At 34.4% G+C, this 21367-nt stretch carries 24 protein-coding genes and 1 pseudogene; 17 read left to right on the forward strand and 8 right to left on the reverse strand.

Going from position 1 to position 21367, the window contains the following annotated elements:
- Positions 1-51: 51 nt before the first annotated feature.
- Genes MKY90_RS08645 through MKY90_RS08665 form a run of 5 tightly spaced genes read left to right on the forward strand, consistent with a single transcriptional unit; the run spans position 52 to position 5843 of the window.
- On the forward strand, positions 52-1044 hold the full coding sequence (locus MKY90_RS08645) for an ABC transporter ATP-binding protein (RefSeq protein ID WP_002126662.1): 993 nt from the start codon (positions 52-54) through the stop codon (positions 1042-1044).
- Positions 1022-2047, forward strand: a complete 1026-nt coding sequence (locus MKY90_RS08650) for an ABC transporter substrate-binding protein (protein ID WP_002126664.1) — start codon at positions 1022-1024, stop codon at positions 2045-2047. Before MKY90_RS08645 ends, MKY90_RS08650 begins: the two co-directional genes overlap by 23 nt.
- Before the next feature lie 12 nt (positions 2048-2059).
- Positions 2060-3730, forward strand: coding sequence for an ABC transporter permease (locus tag MKY90_RS08655; RefSeq protein WP_003188467.1), 1671 nt, complete (start codon positions 2060-2062; stop codon positions 3728-3730).
- Positions 3727-4989, forward strand: a complete 1263-nt coding sequence (locus MKY90_RS08660; protein WP_341091069.1) for an MBL fold metallo-hydrolase — start codon at positions 3727-3729, stop codon at positions 4987-4989. The genes MKY90_RS08655 and MKY90_RS08660 overlap by 4 nt, the downstream gene beginning before the upstream one ends.
- A 20-nt stretch (positions 4990-5009) precedes the next feature.
- The gene (locus MKY90_RS08665; protein ID WP_002126669.1) at positions 5010-5843 is read left to right on the forward strand and encodes a hypothetical protein; all 834 of its coding nucleotides are present in this window, start codon (positions 5010-5012) and stop codon (positions 5841-5843) included.
- 53 nt (positions 5844-5896) lie between these two features.
- Here MKY90_RS08665 and MKY90_RS08670 read toward each other — a convergent pair whose 3' ends face one another.
- The gene (locus tag MKY90_RS08670; RefSeq protein WP_002011948.1) at positions 5897-6319 is read right to left on the reverse strand and encodes a YfmQ family protein; all 423 of its coding nucleotides are present in this window, start codon (positions 6317-6319) and stop codon (positions 5897-5899) included.
- A gap of 131 nt (positions 6320-6450) precedes the next feature.
- On the opposite strand from MKY90_RS08670, the gene MKY90_RS08675 reads away from it, so the two are divergent.
- The 6 genes from MKY90_RS08675 to MKY90_RS08700 all read left to right on the forward strand — a co-directional run bounded on the left by MKY90_RS08675 (position 6451) and on the right by MKY90_RS08700 (position 9943).
- The gene (locus MKY90_RS08675) at positions 6451-6567 is read left to right on the forward strand and encodes a hypothetical protein (RefSeq protein WP_002031004.1); all 117 of its coding nucleotides are present in this window, start codon (positions 6451-6453) and stop codon (positions 6565-6567) included.
- Between the two features lie 65 nt (positions 6568-6632).
- Positions 6633-6794 carry a hypothetical protein gene (locus tag MKY90_RS08680; protein ID WP_000109008.1) on the forward strand — a complete coding sequence of 54 codons (162 nt, stop codon included), beginning with the start codon at positions 6633-6635 and terminating at the stop codon, positions 6792-6794.
- 161 nt (positions 6795-6955) lie between these two features.
- Complete coding sequence (locus tag MKY90_RS08685; RefSeq protein WP_002086416.1) at positions 6956-7591, forward strand: cupin domain-containing protein; 636 nt, start codon at positions 6956-6958, stop codon at positions 7589-7591.
- 100 nt (positions 7592-7691) lie between these two features.
- Positions 7692-8783, forward strand: coding sequence for a serine hydrolase (locus MKY90_RS08690; RefSeq protein ID WP_002086414.1), 1092 nt, complete (start codon positions 7692-7694; stop codon positions 8781-8783).
- A 123-nt stretch (positions 8784-8906) separates the two neighbouring features.
- A complete protein-coding gene (locus MKY90_RS08695) occupies positions 8907-9482 on the forward strand; it encodes a histidine phosphatase family protein (protein ID WP_002030998.1) in 576 nt (191 codons plus the stop codon).
- A gap of 89 nt (positions 9483-9571) precedes the next feature.
- Positions 9572-9943 (forward strand): hypothetical protein, encoded by a 372-nt coding sequence (locus MKY90_RS08700; protein ID WP_000461762.1) that lies wholly within the window; start codon positions 9572-9574, stop codon positions 9941-9943.
- A 39-nt stretch (positions 9944-9982) separates the two neighbouring features.
- Here the strand turns inward: MKY90_RS08700 and MKY90_RS08705 are convergent.
- The 3 genes and pseudogenes from MKY90_RS08705 to MKY90_RS08715 form a co-directional block, all read right to left on the reverse strand.
- A pseudogene (locus tag MKY90_RS08705) lies at positions 9983-10195 on the reverse strand (alpha/beta hydrolase); the annotation flags it as partial.
- Positions 10196-10214: 19 nt separating this feature from the next.
- Entirely contained in the window at positions 10215-10544 is a 330-nt protein-coding gene (locus MKY90_RS08710; RefSeq protein WP_341091071.1) for a DUF3147 family protein, read from the reverse strand.
- Positions 10528-10938: a MarR family winged helix-turn-helix transcriptional regulator gene (locus tag MKY90_RS08715; RefSeq protein ID WP_002030991.1), complete on the reverse strand. Its 411-nt coding sequence runs from the start codon at positions 10936-10938 to the stop codon at positions 10528-10530. Before MKY90_RS08715 ends, MKY90_RS08710 begins: the two co-directional genes overlap by 17 nt.
- 124 nt (positions 10939-11062) lie before the next feature.
- Here MKY90_RS08715 and MKY90_RS08720 point away from each other — a divergent pair, with 124 nt between their 5' ends.
- Positions 11063-11890 (forward strand): protein phosphatase 2C domain-containing protein, encoded by an 828-nt coding sequence (locus tag MKY90_RS08720; protein WP_002012083.1) that lies wholly within the window; start codon positions 11063-11065, stop codon positions 11888-11890.
- Between the two features lie 46 nt (positions 11891-11936).
- Here the strand turns inward: MKY90_RS08720 and asnB are convergent, their stop codons facing one another.
- A complete protein-coding gene (gene asnB, locus MKY90_RS08725) occupies positions 11937-13760 on the reverse strand; it encodes an asparagine synthase (glutamine-hydrolyzing) (protein WP_341091074.1) in 1824 nt (607 codons plus the stop codon).
- 268 nt (positions 13761-14028) lie between these two features.
- On the opposite strand from asnB, the gene MKY90_RS08730 reads away from it, so the two are divergent.
- Both MKY90_RS08730 and MKY90_RS08735 read left to right on the forward strand, forming a co-directional pair.
- On the forward strand, positions 14029-14595 hold the full coding sequence (locus MKY90_RS08730) for a sigma-70 family RNA polymerase sigma factor (RefSeq protein WP_215598884.1): 567 nt from the start codon (positions 14029-14031) through the stop codon (positions 14593-14595).
- Complete coding sequence (locus MKY90_RS08735; RefSeq protein WP_341091077.1) at positions 14592-15689, forward strand: DUF4179 domain-containing protein; 1098 nt, start codon at positions 14592-14594, stop codon at positions 15687-15689. Before MKY90_RS08730 ends, MKY90_RS08735 begins: the two co-directional genes overlap by 4 nt.
- Positions 15690-15728: 39 nt before the next feature.
- Here the strand turns inward: MKY90_RS08735 and MKY90_RS08740 are convergent, their stop codons facing one another.
- A complete protein-coding gene (locus MKY90_RS08740) occupies positions 15729-16802 on the reverse strand; it encodes a hypothetical protein (protein WP_002189109.1) in 1074 nt (357 codons plus the stop codon).
- Between the two features lie 268 nt (positions 16803-17070).
- Between MKY90_RS08740 and MKY90_RS08745 the strand changes: the two genes are divergently transcribed.
- Both MKY90_RS08745 and fbpA read left to right on the forward strand, forming a co-directional pair.
- Positions 17071-17970: a cation diffusion facilitator family transporter gene (locus MKY90_RS08745; RefSeq protein ID WP_098168669.1), complete on the forward strand. Its 900-nt coding sequence runs from the start codon at positions 17071-17073 to the stop codon at positions 17968-17970.
- A 193-nt stretch (positions 17971-18163) separates the two neighbouring features.
- Positions 18164-18334, forward strand: a complete 171-nt coding sequence (fbpA, locus tag MKY90_RS08750) for a Fur-regulated basic protein FbpA (RefSeq protein ID WP_002012091.1) — start codon at positions 18164-18166, stop codon at positions 18332-18334.
- A gap of 52 nt (positions 18335-18386) precedes the next feature.
- Here the strand turns inward: fbpA and MKY90_RS08755 are convergent, their stop codons facing one another.
- Both MKY90_RS08755 and MKY90_RS08760 read right to left on the reverse strand, forming a co-directional pair.
- Positions 18387-19058, reverse strand: a complete 672-nt coding sequence (locus tag MKY90_RS08755) for a GntR family transcriptional regulator (protein WP_098168670.1) — start codon at positions 19056-19058, stop codon at positions 18387-18389.
- 16 nt (positions 19059-19074) lie between these two features.
- Positions 19075-20040 carry a DMT family transporter gene (locus tag MKY90_RS08760; RefSeq protein ID WP_002030982.1) on the reverse strand — a complete coding sequence of 322 codons (966 nt, stop codon included), beginning with the start codon at positions 20038-20040 and terminating at the stop codon, positions 19075-19077.
- 368 nt (positions 20041-20408) lie between these two features.
- On the opposite strand from MKY90_RS08760, the gene MKY90_RS08765 reads away from it, so the two are divergent.
- Positions 20409-21068, forward strand: a complete 660-nt coding sequence (locus MKY90_RS08765) for a class I SAM-dependent methyltransferase (RefSeq protein WP_098168671.1) — start codon at positions 20409-20411, stop codon at positions 21066-21068.
- Positions 21069-21367: the final 299 nt, after the last annotated feature.

The following is a 21367-nucleotide window of genomic DNA, read 5'->3' on the forward strand; positions in this document are numbered from 1 at the left end:
CTTCCAGATAGAATGAAAGCAGGTTAAGAATGAGGGGAGAGAGGTGAAACGATGGATATTAAAATTCATGGATTAGAAAAGGCATTTGGGAAAACACAGGCGTTAAAGCCGTTACAGATTGTAATGAAAAAAGGGGAATTCACCACACTTTTAGGACCTTCAGGATGCGGGAAAACGACTTTACTTAGAATGATTGCAGGGCTTGAGGAACCGGATAAAGGTGAAATATATTTTGGAGATAAGTGCATGTATTCTTCTGCTAAAAAGATAAAAACATCTCCTCATGAGCGGAATATCGGCATGGTATTTCAAGATTTTGCTTTATGGCCGCACATGACTGTATTTGAAAATGTTGCATTTGGTTTAAGGGCTACAAAGCAAACGAATCACTTAAGAGAAAAGGTAGAAGATGCGATAAAGCGAGTTCGTTTGCAAGGTATGGAGAAAAGATATCCGCATGAACTCTCAGGTGGACAGCAGCAACGTGTCGCATTTGCTAGAGCAATTGTAACGAAACCTCATTTTATTTTGTTCGATGAACCGTTAAGTGCACTCGATGCAATTTTGCGAGAAGAAATGCGATTAGAACTTATGGACATCGTTCATTCAATTGGTTTAACGGCATTGTATGTAACACATGATCAAACAGAAGCTATGTCAATGTCAGACCAAATTATTGTCATGAAGCAGGGTGAAGTATTACAAAAAGGAACACCAGAAGACATTTATGTGAAACCGTCTCATGAATTTGTTGCAAAATTTATTGGTAAGGCAAATTGGCTTGTAGAGGGGAAAAAAATGATTCGTCCAGAGCATGTGAGCTGGACAAAAAATGACTTGTGCGAAATGTATACAGGTGAAGTTCAGCACGTTACATATGTAGGAGAACGTTATGAAGTGAAAGTAAACATGGGGACACTGGGTGTATGGACAGCTTATCACAATAGTAAGCTAAGCGTTGGTAAACCGGTATCGTTATATGTACCAAAAAAATGTATTCATCATATAGGGGGAGAATCGTATGAAGAAATTCAGTTCGCTTAAGTCTTTATTTGTATGTACTTTACTATTTTCTGCTGTAGTAACAGGTTGTAGCTCAAAGACAGGCAGTGTAGATGCAAAAAATAAAAACGCTAATGAAAAGAAAATTGTTGTATATAGTGCAGGACCAAAAGGATTAGCAGAAAAAATTCAAAAGGACTTTGAAAAGAAAACAGGGATAAAAGTAGAAATGTTTCAAGGAACAACAGGTAAGATTTTAGCAAGAATGGAGGCTGAAAAGAAAAATCCAGTCGTTGACGTTGTCGTACTTGCTTCTTTACCAGCGATGGAAGGATTAAAAAAAGATGGGCAAACGTTAGCTTATAAAGGAGCAAAACAAGCTGATAAGCTTCGTTCTGAATGGTCGGATGATAAAGGACATTATTTTGGATATAGTGCTTCAGCATTAGGAATTGTGTATAACACAAAAAATGTGAAGACAGCACCTGAAGATTGGAGCGATATAACGAAAGGAGAATGGAAAGGGAAAGTGAATCTTCCAGATCCAGCACTTTCAGGTTCAGCTTTAGACTTTGTAACAGGATATGTGAAAAAGAATGGACAAGATGGATGGAATTTATTTGAACAGCTTAAGAAAAATGAAGTTACAGTAGCTGGGGCAAACCAAGAAGCGTTAGACCCAGTTGTAACAGGTGCGAAAGATATGGTAATTGCGGGTGTTGACTATATGACGTACAGTGCAAAAGCAAAGGGTGAACCGGTTGATATCGTATATCCAAAAAGCGGAACAGTCATTAGTCCACGTGCAGCAGGCATTATGAAGGATAGTAAAAATGTAGAAGGTGCAAAAGAGTTTATTGATTATTTATTATCAGATGATGTGCAAAAACAAGTTTCTAAAGCGTATTTGTTGCCCGGTAGAAAAGATATAAAAGCTGAAAATAGACCGAATGTAGAAGAGATTCCAGTATTAAATATTGATTGGAAAACAGTTGAGAAAGAACAAGATGAAATAGCAAAACAATTTAAGAAAGTATTTCAATAAGATGGTGATTACATGGTAAATCGATTCGTAACAGTAAGACAAGTTGGAATGACAGTAGCGTTGTTACTTGTGGCGATGTTAATCGTCATTCCGATTTTTCTCATTTTATTTTCTAGTGTATATGAAAATAGCAGTTGGAATTTTTTAAAGCCTTTTGAAGTCATGCAGAGTGGTGGATTAGCTGGAATTTTTCTAAATTCGATGCTTCTAGGTGTGCTCGTTGTAATAGGAGCTACAATATTTGCGTTTCCATTGGCGTTCATTATGAGCAAAACAGATGTAGGAAAGTATAGTAAGTTAGATATTGTTTTTATGATCCCATTTATGACCCCGCCCTATATCGGATCGATGGGCTGGATTTTGTTCATGCAACCTAACGGTTATTTTGAACAATTTTTTCCGGCTTTAAAGCCGATTTCATCATCGTTTTTTAGTTTAGGCGGTATGGTTTTAATTATGAGTCTGCATTTATTCCCATTCCTTTACTTCATGTTGAAAAACACGTTACTTCAGATTGGGAGTAGTAAAGAAGAAGCTGCAGCAGTTCATGGTGGAAGTTTTTTCTATCGTTTAAGAAAAATAATACTACCGTTATTGTTATCAAGTTATGTAATGGGCGCTTTACTCATTTTCGTAAAGACGATTGCTGAATTTGGAACACCAGCTACATTCGGACGTAGAATAGGATTCCATGTGTTAACATCTGAGATTCATAAATTTATCTCTAGTTGGCCGATTGATTTTGGCAGTGCCACAGCATTATCTTCTTTATTACTTAGTGCGTGTATGCTCATTTGGTATATGCAAAATGTATTGAATCGAAAGTATACATATGCAATGGTTAGTGGAAAAGGTGTGAAATCTAAAAGGTATACTTTGTCTATATTTGCGCGCGTTATAGCATGGGTTTATGTAATTGGCTTACTAATAGTAGCAATTGGAATCCCATACTTTTCTATACTTATTGCTTCTTTGTCGAAGTTAAGAGGCGGTGGCTTACATTTTAATAACTTTACAACAAGCCATTATGAAGCATTATTTACAATTGGTTCTCCGGGATTAGAAGCTTTATGGAACAGTTTTCTTTTTTCACTCGTAACGGCGATTGTTGCTGTAATTATTGGCGTATTTTTGGCGCTTATGATTCGAAAGGGGAAAAAGTCCTCTGAAAAATGGCTTGATATGTGCGGCATGTTACCGAATATGGTACCAGGAATAGTGATGGTTGTAGGGCTTATTTTATTTTGGAATTCACCCTATATGCCTATGTCAATTTACAATACACCAGTCATGGTTATCGTAACGTATGTTGTTCTCTTTTTACCTTATACGGTGCAGTATGTAAAAGCATCGCTCGGACAAATTGATGATTCTCTTGTACAGGCAGGAAGTATTTTTTCCGGGAATTATATTTATATTTTTAGAAAAATAATATTGCCGCTTATTATTCCAGGAATTCTTGCTGGATGGGCGATGACATTTACGATTTCGATAAGAGAGTTAGTAGCATCGCTTCTCGTACTACCTCCATCAGTAGAAACGTCAGCAACGTTTATTTTTGCTCAATTTGAACAAGGAGAAGTATCTATAGGAATGGCAATGGCTGTTGTTTCTGTTGGGCTTACAACAATGTGCTTATTACTTCTGCAACATATGGAGCAAAAACGAAAAGGGGTAGCATGATGAGGATGGAAGTATGGGGAGGAGCGGGAGAATACGGTCGTTCCTGCTATTTTGTAAAAAATAAAGAGACAAAAATAGTATTTGATTGTGGTATTAATCGATCATATGAGGATAGTTATCCCAAAATAGAAAGAGAAGTTGTTCCGTTTTTGGATGCAGTATTTTTATCACATATTCATGAAGACCATACGATGGGTTTACCTTTATTGACGAAGTATGGATATAAGAAAAAAATTTGGACGACTCGTTATACGAAGGAGCAACTTCCAGCTTATTTTGAAAAATGGGGAAACTACAATCTTTCAAAAGGGTGGAATTTACCTTATAACGATCAAAATATTAAAGATTTAAATTATGTATGTATTGATGAGATTAGTAATCCAAATGAATGGATACAGATTACACCGACGTTGAGGTTTCAATGGGGGTATAGTGGGCATGTATTAGGAGCTGTTTGGTTTTTAGTGGATATGTGTAATACATACGTATTTTATTCTGGTGATTATTCAGCAGAATCTAATATACTACGAGCTAATTTACCTGAAAATTTGCGAAGCGATATAAAAATTGCAATTGTAGATGCCGCTTATCACACTGATGATGTTTCACAAAAGGAACGAGTAGACGAATTATGTGCAGAAATTGAACGAGTTGCTCAAAATAAAGGAACAGTATTACTACCACTGCCCTCACTTGGTAGGGCGCAAGATATAGTATTGTATTTATATGAACGATATAAAGAGTTTCCGCTTATAGTAGATAAAGAAATTTTGGTTGGTTTTGAAGAAATGTTCATATATAAAGATTGGCTAAAAAATAATGAAAAACTTGAACGGGTTGTGGAGAGTTTAAAAAGAAACATAATAGTTATGGATAATGACATTTGTATGCAAAATAGTTATGGAATAGTTGTAATGAGTGATGCGAATATGCAAACGAAACGAGCACAGTTATATTATGAACAACTGCGATATGAAGAACGAAATTCCATTATCTTTACTGGACATATTGCTAAAGGAAGTTTTGCAGAAAAAGTTTTGAAGGAACGTGTAGGTAAAGAATGTAGGGTGAAGCGAGTTCCATATAAAGTTCATCAAAGTATAAGTGACGTTAAGGAAATGTTAAATACACTATTACCAGAACATACGGTGTTAGTACATGCTTTGAAAGAGGATACGGATCGATTACAACAAAAGCTAAGCACAGCAGGATATGAAAATGTGTATTCACTTGCAATGGAATGTGTAGAAGTCATATAAAATGTAAAGGAGATTGGTATATGAAAAAAGTATTTGTATTCGTAAGTATTTTCTTTTGTTGTTTCCTTTATAACGTTAAGGAAGGTTTTGCTGCTAGTTCAATGAAACCTAGCTTTGAAGTGAAGTTATTATTAAAGCCAGAACAAGTATTAGGTTATAACAAAGAGATGAAGCAAGAGGTACTAGAATATTTTCAGGCTGGTACAAATTATGAAAGAATACAGGTGCAATTTTTAGATACGGCAAATAAAAATTTAAGTAATGAAGGTTGGTTTGCGAGAATTCGAAAGAAAGAATTTAGTAAAGATTTTGAGCTAACATATAAAAAAAGATATCCTACTCAAAATGGTGTAATTCAAGAAGCACTAGAAGTGGCTAAAAAGGATGGATTTGATAGTAAAACTGATAATTATGAGGCGGAAATAGATTGGGGATTTGAGAAGAAAACGTTAAGTATTTCAAATAAGAAAAGTTACAGTGCTAAAGGATATGGAGTACTTGATTTACCAAACGAACGAGTTGCTCAAAACATGTTAATAGAAAAGTTGCCAGGGAAAATGAACAAATGGTTGTATACGAATTGGGGAGAAGAAATGCTCAAGAATTCTCGTATTTATGGTCCTGTATTAATGAAACGGTATACAGGTGAATTTGAAAATATAAAAACGAATATTGAAATTTGGCCATTAAGTAATACCGGGAAGATAGAAGATGACTTCGTAATAGAAGTGTCGTTTAAAACAAATGAGGAAAGTATCGCGACAAAACAAAGAGAATTATTAATGGCGAGTATAGAGAAAAAAGGATGGTTGTTACCGAAAGATAGTTTGAAGACAGAGCTTATTTTTCAGTAAATAGGAAAGAAGGAATCTATGTGCCATGGATTCCTTCTTCTAATATATGAGCATTAAGCTAAATCAGCTGACACGAACATATCATTATTTTGAAGGTTTTTAGAGCGTAAACTATAAGCAACTACCTTCTTTTTATGTTGTTTTACTACATCAACATGCTCTTCATGACTATAAATATAAAATGTAAAATCTTTTTTGCCACGTTTTGCATTGATAATTAAAGGAGTGCCTTCATTGTGTGGTGGTGCATAATAGCGATCTAAAAATAATCCTTCGTTAAAATCATGAATAATTTTGGATTTCTTTTCGCCTTCTAAGTTATTTCCATTGATTGTAACAGTCACATTCTCTTCTTCAAGTTGTGGATGTGTTTCGTACTTGCTAATAATGGATTCAATAGCAGAGTTAGGAAGGCTAGAAACAATAATTTTAAATGCTCCAAATACAACTAACATTACAATAAACCAAGTCGTCATAGTATTTCATCCCCTTTATCCCACAGTAACGGTCCGTAAAATCCTGGTTGGTGCGGGCTAATAATCAGTGTGGGATAGATACCCCGTACTGACTAAAATTTCACTTTATCCTATTTAACAATATAACTCATGTGGCAATAGTACATATGGTGAAGTTTTGTATAATTTGTGAAAAATATTCCATTTTTATGAACGAAATATTAGAAAAATCAATTTTGTTACAAAAAGTTGAAATCGAAGTATTTTAAAAGAAAAAGGTTTATAATAAAAATATAACTAATAACAACATTACTAATTATAAGGAAGTGTAACTATGAGTACTGTAACAATCGTATATGGTATTATTCTTTCTACAATTATTGTTTTATTTATTGTCGGGGTATCGCGTTATATTCATAAGTGGAAAGAAGGAGTTGCGAAATTAAATCACATTGAAGAAGAACTTAGTGATTTAATGTTACATCATGGTAAGTAAAAAGTTTATTTTTTAACTAAATAATGTGAAAAAAATCACAAAACATGCTCTCATCATGAAGGCATGTTTTTTTGTTATGTTGTTAATAGGCACATTTATAAAATTTCCCCATACGATACAGTGTAAAATCAGAAATGTTCGGAGCGGGAAAGAGGGATTGAATGAGTAATTCAGGTTATGTTACAGATAATAAAAATTTAAAGAAAAGCTCAGGAACGCCAAATCTTTTCTTTGATTCGAGAAAAAATGTCTTTTTTAAAAGAGATGAGAAAAACGTTGCATATGAAGTTACCTCAACGCAGTTACCTGCGATGATAGGAGGGGCGTTTGTTGATTTGTTTATGACAAAAGGGCATATGCGGGAACCACATTGGCATCCGAATGCGTGGGAATTAGATGTTGTTGTATCAGGAGAAGCAGTTACATCCATTTTAAATCCCGAAACGAATCAATTGCAAAATTATCATGTGAAAGCGGGGCAAACTGTCTTTATTCCAATGGGATGGTGGCATTGGATTACAGCGGTAACAGAGGAAGTACAATTACATTTGTTCTTTAATAACGATCAGTTTGAAACAGCGGAGGGATCAGACATACTTAGATTAACACCGCCAGAAGTATTTCAAGCTGCATACGGTGTAAGTGCAGAAAAATTAGGAAAGGACCTTTCGCCAATTAAGGAGTCAGTTGTAATTGGTCCTCCTAACTCAAATCGACTAAATAGAGTTAAAGAAAGTGACGACTCAAATATAGTTGTTACGTTAAATGGACAAATAACATCATGTGAAATAGAGTAACTCTTTCTTTTTTTAGGAAGAGTTACTCTGTTTTGTATAATTTTGTATTTTTATTCGTTATAATTATTATATAGAAGGGAATTTATAGAGGGGGCATATTGTGAACATATTAAAGATTATAGGAATTGTTGCAGGAGTCATTGTAGTAGCTGTTATAGCTTTCTTTGTTATTATGAAGTACTATTTGTCAAAAGAAGATCCTGATTACGTATTAAACTACATAAAAGAACATAAAGGTGATGAAACATGTTCATTACTTATTAGAAAAAACGGTGAAGTAGTAACATCTGTAAATGAAAATAAAAAATTACCATTAGCAAGTACGGCAAAAATCGTAATAGCAGTTGAATTTGCTAAGCAAGTGTCAGAAGGAAAAATAAGTCGAGATGAACAAATTTCATTGCAGGATTTAGAAAAATATTATGTTAAAAACACTGATGGTGGAGCGCATCCTGACTGGTTAGAAGATTCAAAAGTGAGAGAGTTAGTGCAAAATGGACAGATTGCTTTAGAAGAAGTGGCTAAAGGGATGATTCATTATAGTTCTAATGCGAATACAACATATTTGTTAGATAAGCTTGGAATAGAAAGAGTAAATGATAGTTTAAAAGAGTTAGAACTTACTAGTCATGACAAGTTCTCTTCGTATACTGCTTCATTATATATGAGAGGGTATGTAGAAAAAGAGCTTAATGAGCCAGAAAATCAATCGTTAGAAATGATACGTAACATGTCTAATGATGAATATAATAAACACGTGTTACAAATACATGAATGGATGAAAGATGAAAGTGAATGGAAGAAACGTGATATACCATTAAAAATAGATATGGAATTCCAGCGTATTTGGTCAGATCGATTAGTGAGTGCAAATGCTAAAGATTATTTGAGTTTAATGGAAAAGATAAATAGTAGAAATTATTTTCCAAAATCAATGCAAGATGAAATTGATAATGTTTTTAAAGGAACAGTTGAAAATAGTAAGTTGGAATATGCTGGTCAAAAAGGTGGTTCTACCGCATTCGTATTGACAAAAAGTTTGTATACTACAGATAAGAAAGGGAATAAGGTAGAAGTTGTAATTATGTTTAACGATATAGAAGATCAAGTTGCATATCAAAAGCTGAGAAATAATATAGATTATTTTATTCAAGATGCTATAACAGATGAAGAATTCAGAAGAAAGTTATAATGGAATAATTTTATTATGTAAACAAAAGAGCGCTTTTTAAAAGGCGCTCTTTTCTATTCATGATACAGGATTTCCTATTTACTGCATGGAATATAGATTGAAACTAAGAAAGGAAGTTGAATAATGACTACAGTATATTTCGTTCGCCACGCTCACTCTACATATACAAAGGAAGAAAGGGAACGTCCATTATCTGAAGAAGGAGAGATTGATGCAGGTAATGTAACAAGTTTGTTAAAGGATAAAAACATTGATGTTGTTATTTCTAGCCCGTATAAAAGGGCGATTCAAACCGTGCAAGGAATTGCGAATACATATAATTTATCAATACAACTGGAAGAAGATTTACGGGAAAGGTTATTAAGTAAAGAGCCAGTAACAGATTTTAATGATGCTATTCAGAAGGTATGGGAAGACTGGACTTTTGCATACGAAGGCGGAGAATCAAATGATGTAGCGCAAAGACGCGCTGTAATATGCATGCAAAGTATATTAAAAAAATATAAAGGTAAGAATATTGTAATAGGTACTCATGGGAATATTATGGTATTACTAATGAATTATTTTGATTCGAAATATGGTTTTCAGTTTTGGAAAACCCTTCATATGCCAGATGTGTATAAATTAACTTTTGATAATAATTGTTTCAGTTCTGCTGAAAGAATACAGTCTACAGATTATCAGATAAATAATTTGTAAAAGTTTATCAAAAAAAGAGGAAAGGGAGAAGGTATTGTAGAAGTATGACTTTGTAACATAAAAAATATTGGTTAAAGGAGGCTGTTTACATGTTTGAGAAAGAGAAAGAAGGGCTTATTGAAGTTCACAACGTATATGAAATCGCACCAGCAGATGGAGCAATTATAGGTATGGCAACGGAAGAAGAAATGGAGATTGCTGCTGAACTAGAGTTACAGTACTATGCCCATTCTCGTTTATTAGAAGCAAATATTCAGTTAGACGGTTCCTCCTATAAAGAGTTACTTCAGGAGTTCCAGGAGTACGAAAGAAAATCAATGAACTTTTGGAGAGCAATACATAAACGTTTAGCTGTGCCATGGGCATGGGTACTACGTATTGATGTTGCGAACGGTCCTATATATGTAAGCAATGGGAGTTCGTATTATGAAGAAGTCGATGATGAAGAAGACTATGAATAGATAAGTAAGGAAGCAGCTTTAGTTGCTTCCTTTTTTTATTTACAATAAGTGAATGGCTTCAATGATAGCATCTGGACGATCGTTTTCTATCCCGTGACTAGCATGTTCAACCAAAATGTATTGGCTGTTTATTGAGAGATTTAATTGTTCACGAATAAGTTCTTGCCACATATCTTCAAGTTGTGTAGCTTCTTCTTTTGGCATACCGCCCTCAATCAATTGAGCAATAGAATATTGAGGATCTCTACTGATCTATTAATAGTAATTACCCCTAAGCTTGAAATACTTTTTGGCAAGTAAAGACGATACACCAGGCACATATGCCGAAGAGTATAGATGTACTAAGTGAAAAGGAGTTCTTTAAACCGATATAAACAATAAATAATAGTAGTGCGGATGCAGGAAATCCATATAATACGCCTAAAGCGAATTGACTTAATTCTTGTTTACTCCCACCTTCGAAAGAAATCCAAAATAGGCTTAGTAAACTAACGAGTGGAAGGGCAGCGATAAAGCCGCCTATCGTACTATAATGTTTAGCGACTTCAGTAATAACGACGATAATAAGTGCCGAAACGATTACTTTAACGAGGAAATGCATATTTTGCCTCCTTCGCTAATAACGAAAAGGCTTTTTCAATTAATTGTTGTTCTTCTTTTGATAACTGTGATTCTAATATTTTTATCTTTTCTTTATCTAGTAAAGTATGCTTTTCTAATACTTCAATGCCTTCTTTCGTTAAAGTAAGGTTTACAACCCTTTCATCGTGTTTGTTTCTTTCTTTTATAATAAATCCTTTTTGAATAAGGCGCTTTACGTGTTCAGATGCTGTGTTATGAGAGAGACTAAGCTCAGTAGCAACTTTTCCAATTGTTATATCTTTCTCACGAGAAACGATTTGTAAAATACGAATAGCTTGGTGAGAAAGGTTGTCTTCATATTCATATCGTAAGTGATAATAAATACTTTCCCAATGTTGATTAATGTCTTTCATAATGATAAATCCTCCTATTTTTATATCGTATAGTAAGATATATTCGTTGATTAAGAAGTAAAATCCTTTTATTTTCATTAAAAATGTTGAAAAAGTTTATTTTTATTGAAATATAAGGTAATCTATGTGTAAAGGTATACATTTAGCAAGAGAGAGGATGATAGCTGTGAATACATTTAAATGGATTAGTCATGAAAAGATGTATGTAGATCAAATACATGTTGAAAAATGTGGTCCTCTTTCAGTCGGCGTATATGGAGGAAATCAAGAGAGTGATGCATATGAAAGAGGAGATGCAGTGCTAGCTTGGTGGGATCCGAAATTAGAATTTGAATTTGTTATGATTTTTGATACACATCATAAAACGAAAAATATACATTATATAATAGAAGCGATTTCAGAAAGAGAAGAAAAACTAAAAGAGTTATTTTCATACCCAATCCATTTAGCATTTCATCATACACATATGTATTTATTAGCGTTATTTACAGATGAGCTCTTTATCGAGAAATGTGACCAAGATGATGAGGAACTTGCATGTTTAATTTGTTTACGAAAAGGTGAGTTCTTATATTGGCTATCAGTTGGTGATTGCTTCGCGTATTTATTCCATTCAGAGCAAACGAAAAATGGAAAAGGTAGGCTAAATAAGCGTAAGAACTATGAGTATATAGGAAGAAAAAATGTTTTTGCAGCGAATACACCTTGTTTTACATCAGGGGTAAGGGGATTAGAAAAAGGTCAGAATCACATTGTAATGGCAACGGATGGTATTTTAGAGTGTGATAAACTAAAGTTTGATGATGATCAATCTTTAGTAGAAATATTACACGACGGATCTTGTTTACAGATTGAGCCTGTATTAACAAATGTACTTCAGTGGAAAGGTAGAGATTGTGCCACTATTATTGGATGGTCCATCGATACTGAAAATAGACAATGTGCCAATTAATAAATGAAAGAGAGTTCAAGGGTTTTTGTCCTTGAACTCTTTTTTGTTAAGCAATATGAATATGATACGTTTTTAACCATTCATTTACTTGTAGCATATACTCCATAGCACTTCTTGCTTCAAAATTGGTAATCTCTTTGTTACTTTGATCAGCAATTGCAAGTAATATGGAATGGTTAATGAGTGAGAAAACAGGATTGTTTTTATCGCTGCACATATCAAGCGTTAAATTGCGGATTGTTTGTAAATAGTGTGGATCCTGTGAAGTAGGGTAAGCGCTTTTTCTTCTATTTCGCACATCATCAGGTAAAGCCGGTTTCAGCGCTCTACGTAAAATTCCCTTTTCAATATTATCAATACTTTTTATGTTGAAAGGAACATTCCATAAATATTCAACTAGTCTATAATCGCAAAACGGTACACGAACTTCAAATCCTACAGCCATACTCATACGGTCTTTACGGTCGAGTAAGAACGGAAGGAATCGTGTTAAAAATAAATAAAACATTTGACGTTGTTTCGCGGATTTTTTACTTTCACCTTCAAGAGTAGGTACTTCAAGAGCAGCCTCATGGAATCGTTTATTAATGTACTGCTCAGGATTACATTGAGTTGTTACGTCGTTTAATAATAGAGAAGATGTGTTTTTCCAGTTTGTTAACCACGGAAACTTATCTACATATAATAGTTCTTCTTGATGAAACCAAGGATATCCCCCGAATACTTCATCAGCAGATTCTCCAGATAAAGCTACGGTTGCATCTTTTTTCATTTCGCAAAATAGTAAATAAAGTGAAGTTTCCATTTCGCCAGCACTTGGTAAATCTTTTGCATGGAGGGGAACGAATAAGTGATTTGCTAATTCTTCAGCATTCACAATAATATCATGATGCGATGTCCCTACATGTTCAGAAACACGTTTTACCCAAGGAGCGTCTAAACCAGTGCGAGCAAATGTCAGTTCGAAATCTTTCGCGCTATTTAAAAAGTCGATTGAATATGTGTGAAGTGTTTTGTGTTCCTCTCTAAATTCTTTACCTGCCAGTGCAGTAATACCACTAGAATCTAATCCGCCTGATAACATACAAACGAGGGGAACATCAGCAATTAATTGTCTTTTTACTGTATCTTGTAAAATAGATAAAATATGAGAAGATGTGTCTTGGGTAGAGTCTGTATGGATCTTACTTTCTAAATTCCAATACTTCTTAACTACTTTTTTATCACGTGTGAATGTTATAGAATGTCCAGCACGAACTTCTTGAATATGTTTAAAGACGCCACATCCTGGAGTTCGAAATAAGCCTAATCCAAATATTTCATTTATTCCATCCGCATCAATTTCAGCAGGAACAGATGGATGAGCTAATAACGCTTTTATTTCAGATCCGAAAATAATACTGTCATTTCTTTCTGTATAAAAGAGTGGCTTTACGCCTAAATGATCACGTGCTAAAAACAGTTGTTGCTTCTGATCATCCCATAAGGCGAAAGCGAAAATTCCGTTTAAATGTTGTACGCAGTCTTCTTTCCATTCTAAATAAGCATGTAGTAACACTTCTGTATCTGAATGAGTTTCAAATGCATGACCACATTTTTGAAGCTGCTCTCTCAGCTCACGAAAATTATAAATTTCTCCATTATAAGTAAGAGCATACGTATAATCACCGGCACGGAATGTTTTTGGCTGCGTCCCACCTTCTGGGTCAATAACAATTAAACGTCGGTGTGCAAAAGCCGCATGAGGTGAAAACCAAAATCCTTCAGCATCAGGACCGCGATGCTGAATACTATTCGCCATCTTTTCTAAAATAACATGTTCATTTGAAAGATCTTTCTTCCAATCTACCCAACCTGTAATTCCACACATATAAATCTCATCTCCTAATTTAAAATTATAAAAGTAGATTAATTAAATGAAATGTACACCAGGTTAAAGAGTGTCTGCATAAATAGTGTACTACACTAATTGAATTACAGACTTGAGAAAATTTTCTTCAAGCCTATATTTATATGAGACAATGGCTAAGGAAAAGTATTCCATTACATACAAAAAATAAAAAAGATGAGAGAAAATATTTTTTTAGACGTTATATAGGGTGTAAAAGCTTTTACAAAAAAATAAGGGGAATCGCTACATGAAATCAAATGAGAAAAATTTTATAAAAAGATTACAGCGGCAGAAGGAAGATGCGCTAGAATTCGTTGTCGATACATACTTACCGCTCATAAAGGGGATAACGCACAAAGTTCTTCTTCCGGTTCAAAATGATGGACTCATAGAGGAATGTGTAAACGACATATTTATTTCCATTTGGAATAATGCAAATAAATTTCATGGAGAGCCGAATGATTTTAAAAAATGGATTGCAGCGATTGCAAAGTTTAAGGCAATTGATTATTACCGGAAAGCGACTAAAAAAGTAGAAATCATTTCAGATGAGTTTCATATAAGTACGGAAAAATCGGCAGAAGACGAATTAATTCTTATGGAAGATAGGGAAGAGTTATTGAAGCTTATTAATCAATTGGAACCTTTAGATCAAAAGGTGTTCGTTATGAAATATCTCCTCGGTATGAAGACAGAGGAAATCGGGGACAAATTAGGGTTAACCAGGGCGGCGATAGATAATCGTGTGTATCGGGGGAAGAAGAAACTACAACAAAATGCTACGAATATTAGTTTTGGAGGTAGTGTAATATGAAAGACATTTATGAACTATTAAATGATATTGATATAGATGAAAAAGAACTTGAGACTTCTGAAATTGAAAAAGAAAAAGTGAAACGTAATTTAAAACGATCTATACGTACGAAGAAAAAGATGAAAACTTGGAAAAAAGGTATCGCTGCTGCATCCATTTTAGTAGGAGTATCAGTTGTAACACTCGGTATCGGATTTCCTACATATGCTGGAGGATTGCCAATTGTAGGTGACATATTCCGCTTTTTAGATAACGGTAGAACAGGATTATATGAAAATTATAAAGAGTTTTCGACTGAATTGAATATGACGAGAGAGAGTAATGGGGTTAAAGTTACAATTAATGATGCTGTGTTCGATGGTAGAACAATTACAATCACATATTCTATTGAGAGTGAAAAAGATTTAGGAGAGAAACCGTTCCTATTTGGAAGTCCGCAAGTTATGGGCTTTAATGGCGGAGGAGGTAGTTCAAACGTTTCAAAAGTTGGAGAGGGAAAATATGTAGGTATGACTACGATGAGTGGTCATGGTAGTGAAAGGTTAGATGTTGCAAATGTTTGGTGGGATATAGAGGCAATTGAGTTGGATTATGAAGGTAATGTAATAAAGGGGAACTGGAATTTCACGCTTAGTGTAAAAGCAATGGATAGTACGGAAGTAAAGGTTAATAGGGTTTCTGAAAATGAATTAATAAAAGTAAATATAGACAAAATGGAAGTAACCCCAATGTCATTTATCGTTTTTTTCAATCAAGAAGAATCTAAGGCATTAAGAAGTATATGGGATAGTGCGGATGTTGAGTTAGAAATAAAAGATGATTTAGGAAATCATTATGCTGGTGAAGGAAATGGCGGAAGTAGTACAGTAGCAGAGCCACATAAAAGTAGTTGGAGTACTACATTCCAAAAGTTGAACGAAAATGCAACAAAGCTTATCGTTACACCTCGTGTACACTTGCGAGTTCATACACCTGAAAATTATGGTGGAGTGGAATATGTGAATGGAAAAGAGAAGAAAATTGAAGTGCCGAAAAAAGAAGCGAAGAGTAAAGATATTGTTCTAGATGATATCGTAATTGATTTAAAGAAATAAAAGAGAGACTGCCTAAAGCCATTAGGCAGTCTTTTTTCGTTAAGAACAAGTAACGAGCAATGCATGTGGATGCTGCGTTTTATATTCATCTTTCCACGGAATGTTTAGTTGTTCCCACGTTTCACCGCTATCATTGGATTGAAATACGCCATTGTTATTTAAAGTGTAAAACGTATGTGGTTCTGCTTGGTTTGTCGCAAACATTGAAATGACTGTACCAATTGCAGAGGGTAGACCTTGCTGCACTTGCTCGAACGGAGTATCTTTCGTTTTTCGATAAATATAAGATTCATAAGGAATACGGTGATGAGCAAGGTCGGCACTTGGTGCGGCAGAAACGAGAATTGTATCGCAATCAGCCGGATCGATAGCCATACTGTATAAATAATGATGTTCAAGTCCTTCACTGCATGAGATCCAGCTGTTTCCGCTATTATAACTTTCAAGGTATGCGCGATCAGGTCCGCCCATAAATCCGTCACCGCATGATGCATAAAGGCGATTAGGGGCTTCAGGGTGCATAAGCAGTTGATGAGCATCAATAGGAGCACCGAATTTTTTATCAATCCATGTATGCCCTCTATCATTACTTTGAATAACAGCACCAGCTTCAATTGAAACATGGATTGTATTTGGAGTGTTTGGATCAACTGTAATCCAGCGTACGTGATGGGTGAAAGGTCTAGGCGGAAAAGCCCACGTATAAGAAGATAATAATGATTTCATATTTTTAAGTTCAGTCCACGTTTCACCACCATTTTCTGAACGGAATAAAGCACTAGGTTCTGTACCTACATAAACGACGCCGTAGCCGTTAACTTGTTCATTTGAGCTTATCGTTATAGAAGTAATAGAAGAGTGTAAAATACCATCCTCTTTAGGGAAATCAAAGTAACGATATGAATCTCCAATTGGTCTCCACGAATCCCCGCCATCGTCACTTAGCCATAAACCTCGTCCAAATGTGCCGCAATAAACACGATTTGTTTGGAATGGATCAACCACAATACAGGTAGGTTGCATATTTTGTAAATGATATGTGGTTTCATAGTTACCATATTGTTCTTTTACTACAACAAGTTCACGCTCCATGCAGAGAAATAGTCGTTTCAATTTTGTAACCCCCTTAAAAATTCTTTCATTAGTAAACAATATGAAAATAAAAAAGAAGTAGTCTTGTTTTTAGTTGAGAAAAAGGACTTGTTTGAAAAGTAGCGAAGTTTGTATACAGAGGAAGCGGGATAAAGTGAAACTTTAATCAGTGGGGTATTGTTCATCTTCTACTGATTAGTAGCATTCACTATCGGGCGTTAATGGGGGATAAAGATAGGGAATGTGTTTCATACTAACATACAGATATTGCACTTAAAGGAGCATTTGTATGGGGCACTCACATGATCACGGTCATTCAAAAAATAAAAAAGCGTTATTAATTGCCTTCTTATTAACAACAAGCTTTATGATTGCTGAAGTTATTGGCGGATTTGTAACAAATAGCTTAGCACTATTGTCTGACGCAGGGCATATGTTAAGTGATGCAGTATCCTTAGCTTTAAGTTTACTTGCGTTCAAGCTTGGGGAAAAAACGGCAACGGCCGCGAAAACATATGGGTATAAGCGAGTCGAAATGTTAGCGGCATTATGTAATGGTGTCGTTCTTATTGTCATTTCAGTATATATTTTTATTGAAGCAATTCGTCGTTTAAAGGAACCAGTTGAAATCGCTAGTAATGGAATGCTCATTATTGCTGTGCTTGGTCTGCTTATTAATATTGTATCAGCTTGGATATTAATGAGAGGCGGAGATGTGAAAGGTAATTTAAATTTAAGAAGTGCGTTCTTACATGTACTAGGCGATTTATTAGGTTCAGTTGGAGCGATTATTGCTGCGTTACTTATTAAATTTTTTGGATGGACTGCTGCAGATGCGGTTGCTAGTATTCTTGTGTCTATTTTAGTCATTATAAGTGGATGGCGTGTAACACGTGATACAGTTCATATATTAATGGAAGGTGCACCGCAGCACATAGATGCTGAAGAGGTGAAAAATACATTATTAACTATTACTATTGTAAAAGAAGTTCATGATTTACATATATGGTCTGTAACATCAGATTTTCAAGTATTAACTTGCCATCTTATTATTGAAGGTAATGAAACGCAAAGCGTATTGAAAGAAGCAACGGATGTATTAAAGGGGAAATTACATGTAGAACATGTCACCATTCAAGTTGAAATAGAGGGTGAATTTAACCATAATGAGACAACTTGCAAAGTATGAAAGAAAAAGGGTATGAAAAAGTGTCATAACATTTTTCGCGTGGCATACATATATATAATGTGGCCACAAATACTTTGTAAGGTAAATATTTCATAAGATTACTTTACTTATTAAGAATCATCTTTTATAATCAAAAGTGGTAATTGATAAAGATTATCATTTTCAATGATCGTAGAAAGGAGTTTTTTAAAAGATGAGTAGTCAACTCCGTTTTGCTGTTGAAAATCGTAAGAGACATTTAATTGATGAGTTAATTGGAGCAGGGGTGTTTAAGATTCGCGACCGACAATTATACGAGCTATCTTTAGAGGAATTGGAAAAAGAGTACGAGCATATTGAAGATTACGCAAACATTCAGGCATAGCATATAGATTATTAAAGAAGGAGCTGGTTACACTTTTGTGTAACCAGCTTTATTATTTCATAGAAATTATTTTTTGTATTTCTTTCATTGGACGGAGCCAGTTTTGAGACATCATTTGTTCCATTCGTTTTTCATCCTGTTTTTGTAGTGCTTGAATTATAGAGTGATGTTCTTTAATAGATTGACTTGCAGGCACGAAGTTTTGGAAAAATAAATATTCAAGGCGTAAAATGTGAAGTTGCATATTTTCTAGAAAAGGTTCAATATATCGGTTTTTAGCAATAGAAGTAATTGTATTGTGAAATCGTATATCTAGTTCTAAAGCTTTTTTTGAATCTTTTTCATGTATAGATTGTTGAAAAGTATCATTTATCTCGGAAAGTAGTTTAATATCAGCGTCTGTAACTTTTTGAAGTGCTTGCTTTCCTATAATTGAGTGAAGACCAGCTATCGTCTCATAAATGATAGATACGTCGTCTAGCTTAATAGGCGCGATTTTCGTTTTTTGCCCAGGTACCATTTCAACTAATCCAGAGAGCTCTAAAATTTGTAAAGCTTCTCTAACAGGTGTTCTGCTTACTCCTAGTGCTTCTGCCAATTCCCCATCATTTATTTTTTCATCAGGTCGTAAAACACCTTCTATAATCCAATCTTGCAGTTGATTTAAAACGAGTGACTTTGTTGAAACTCTTCCTGGTTTTTTATAATTTTTAGGGACAGGCATAGTGAATTCAATCCTTTCATTGTATATGTTTCTTTTTCGTATTAACAAGCTTTAATTTTGGTTTTCCTTTATCCGGTTTTTGGCTTAATATGAGCACCATTACAATTACACAAAAAGCACCTAATAACTGAAAAGATTGAAACGGTACGTGCAAAATAAGCACAGAAGAAATAATAGCTGCGAGTGGTTCTGTACAGCCAAATAATGTTGTTTCTTTAGGCGTAAGGTATCTTATGCTATCTAAGTATAAATAAAATGCGATGAGTGTCCCGAAAATGACGACAAATGTAATGAGCGGGAGGGTACTTAGTTTTACATATTTCATAGTTGATAATAAAATGAATTCGTTTGTGGAAATAAAGTGTAAAATCGTTACGCCAATCCCCCCAATGATCATCCCCCATCCAACGATAACGGATGAAGACCACTTTTCTAACAATTCTTTTGAATACAAACTATAAAATGCAAGAGATAGTCCAGATAAAACGCCCCAAATGATAGCAGGTGTAGATACAGCTAAGTTATGAACAGAACCGTTTGTTAATAGGAGAAAAGTCCCTACTAATGAGAGGGTAATTGAAATATAATCAATTTTTGATGGACGAACGCTCCATTTGAAAAGTAAGTATACAGTGATAAATATAGGGGCTAAATATTGTAACAAAGTTGCAACAGCAGCGTTTCCTTCTTTAATAGAAGCGAAGTACGTGTACTGTACAGCAAGCATGCCTAAAAGACCGAACAAAATTATCTTATTTGCATCAGACTTTTGTTTCCAAATTCCAAATATTTCTTTTTTGTTCGCTCCGAATGATGACATAATGAGCAAAATAGCACCGGATATAAGCAAACGGATTGTAACTAACCATTCAGTAGAAACGTTTTCATATTGAAAAAGTTGTTGCGCAGCTGTTCCGGATAAGCCCCATAAACAAGCACCGATTACAACCATAATAATTCCTTTTAAACGATTTGAATCCATAAAATATATAAGTCCTCCTTTTTAAAAAAATATATTGAATACAATATGCAATATATCACAGAATGGAATATCAATAAACTGAAATTTCTAATTTAAAATAAAATTGTTTATCCCGCATTAACGGGCAGTAAGACTCCCACCTTGAAATTCGGCGAATGCGAGGAAGTTAGGTGGGAGTCGTGCTGCTCGTAAAAGTCCAATTGGTGAGGCTAATAATCAGTGGAGGATGGAAAAACCCCCACTGATTAAATTTTCATTTTATTAAGAACGATCATCTTTTTATGAAATATAATCATAATCGCGACGCCAAAAAAATAAAGATAAGAGTAATTTGGTTTGTTAAAAATATGTGTATAAGGAGATACGTGATGAACTGGGTTACTCATAAACCATCGTTTGAATTTGAAAATTTTAGTCCTATTATTCGGTCACAATCTGCGTGGAGTGGGCATTTAGATTTCGCATATGATTTAGTAAGATTTGAAGAACCAGCAACTTTAGTTGAGTTAGGTACGCATTTAGGTGCTTCATTTTTTAGTTTTTGCCAGGGGGTAAAAGATGGTGGGTTAGCCACAAAATGTTTTGCTGTAGATACTTGGGCTGGAGATGGGCATACAGGTCCATATGGAGAAGGGGTTTTTCAAATAGTAGAAAAAGTGGTGAGGGATAACTACCTGAATATAGGGAATTTAATTCGGTCTACTTTTGATGATGCTCTGGATGAGTTTCAAGATGAAACGATAAATCTTTTGCATATTGATGGCTATCATACGTATGAAGCTGTTTCTCATGATTATAAAACATGGTTACCTAAAGTTGCGAAAAACGGTATTGTATTATTTCATGATATTGAAGTTAAAAACGGTGATTTCGGTGTGTATAAGTTTTGGGATGAGGTCAAGGTGAAATACCCTCATTTTCAGTTTGGGCATTCCTATGGACTCGGAGTTGTATTTCCGAAAGGTTGTAGCGATAAGTTTTCGGAAATACTTAAAAATAAAGAAGAGATACAAAATATGTATAAATAAAAGAGGGGCATGCATCGATTAAATGATGTATGCTCTTTTTTTATGTGGAAATATATTATTACATATGAGTTGAAAGCGGTAGTAAAAAGTTTTGTTGAGGCAAATATTAAAAAGGTTATTATGGGTTAATAATTAGTGGGGATGGATAAAACCCTCATTGATTAAAGTTTTATTTCATTAGGTGTTTTTATCTAAATAAATAAAAATAAAACATTTTTTATATTTTTCATTGCGAAAAGCGCAATCTACTTTTACAATAGAAAGGGTTGTGAATATATTATACTGAAAAAATAAATCGA

It is taken from the genome of Bacillus sp. FSL P2-0099, assembly GCF_038007445.1.
Classification (GTDB): domain Bacteria; phylum Bacillota; class Bacilli; order Bacillales; family Bacillaceae_G; genus Bacillus_A; species Bacillus_A mycoides.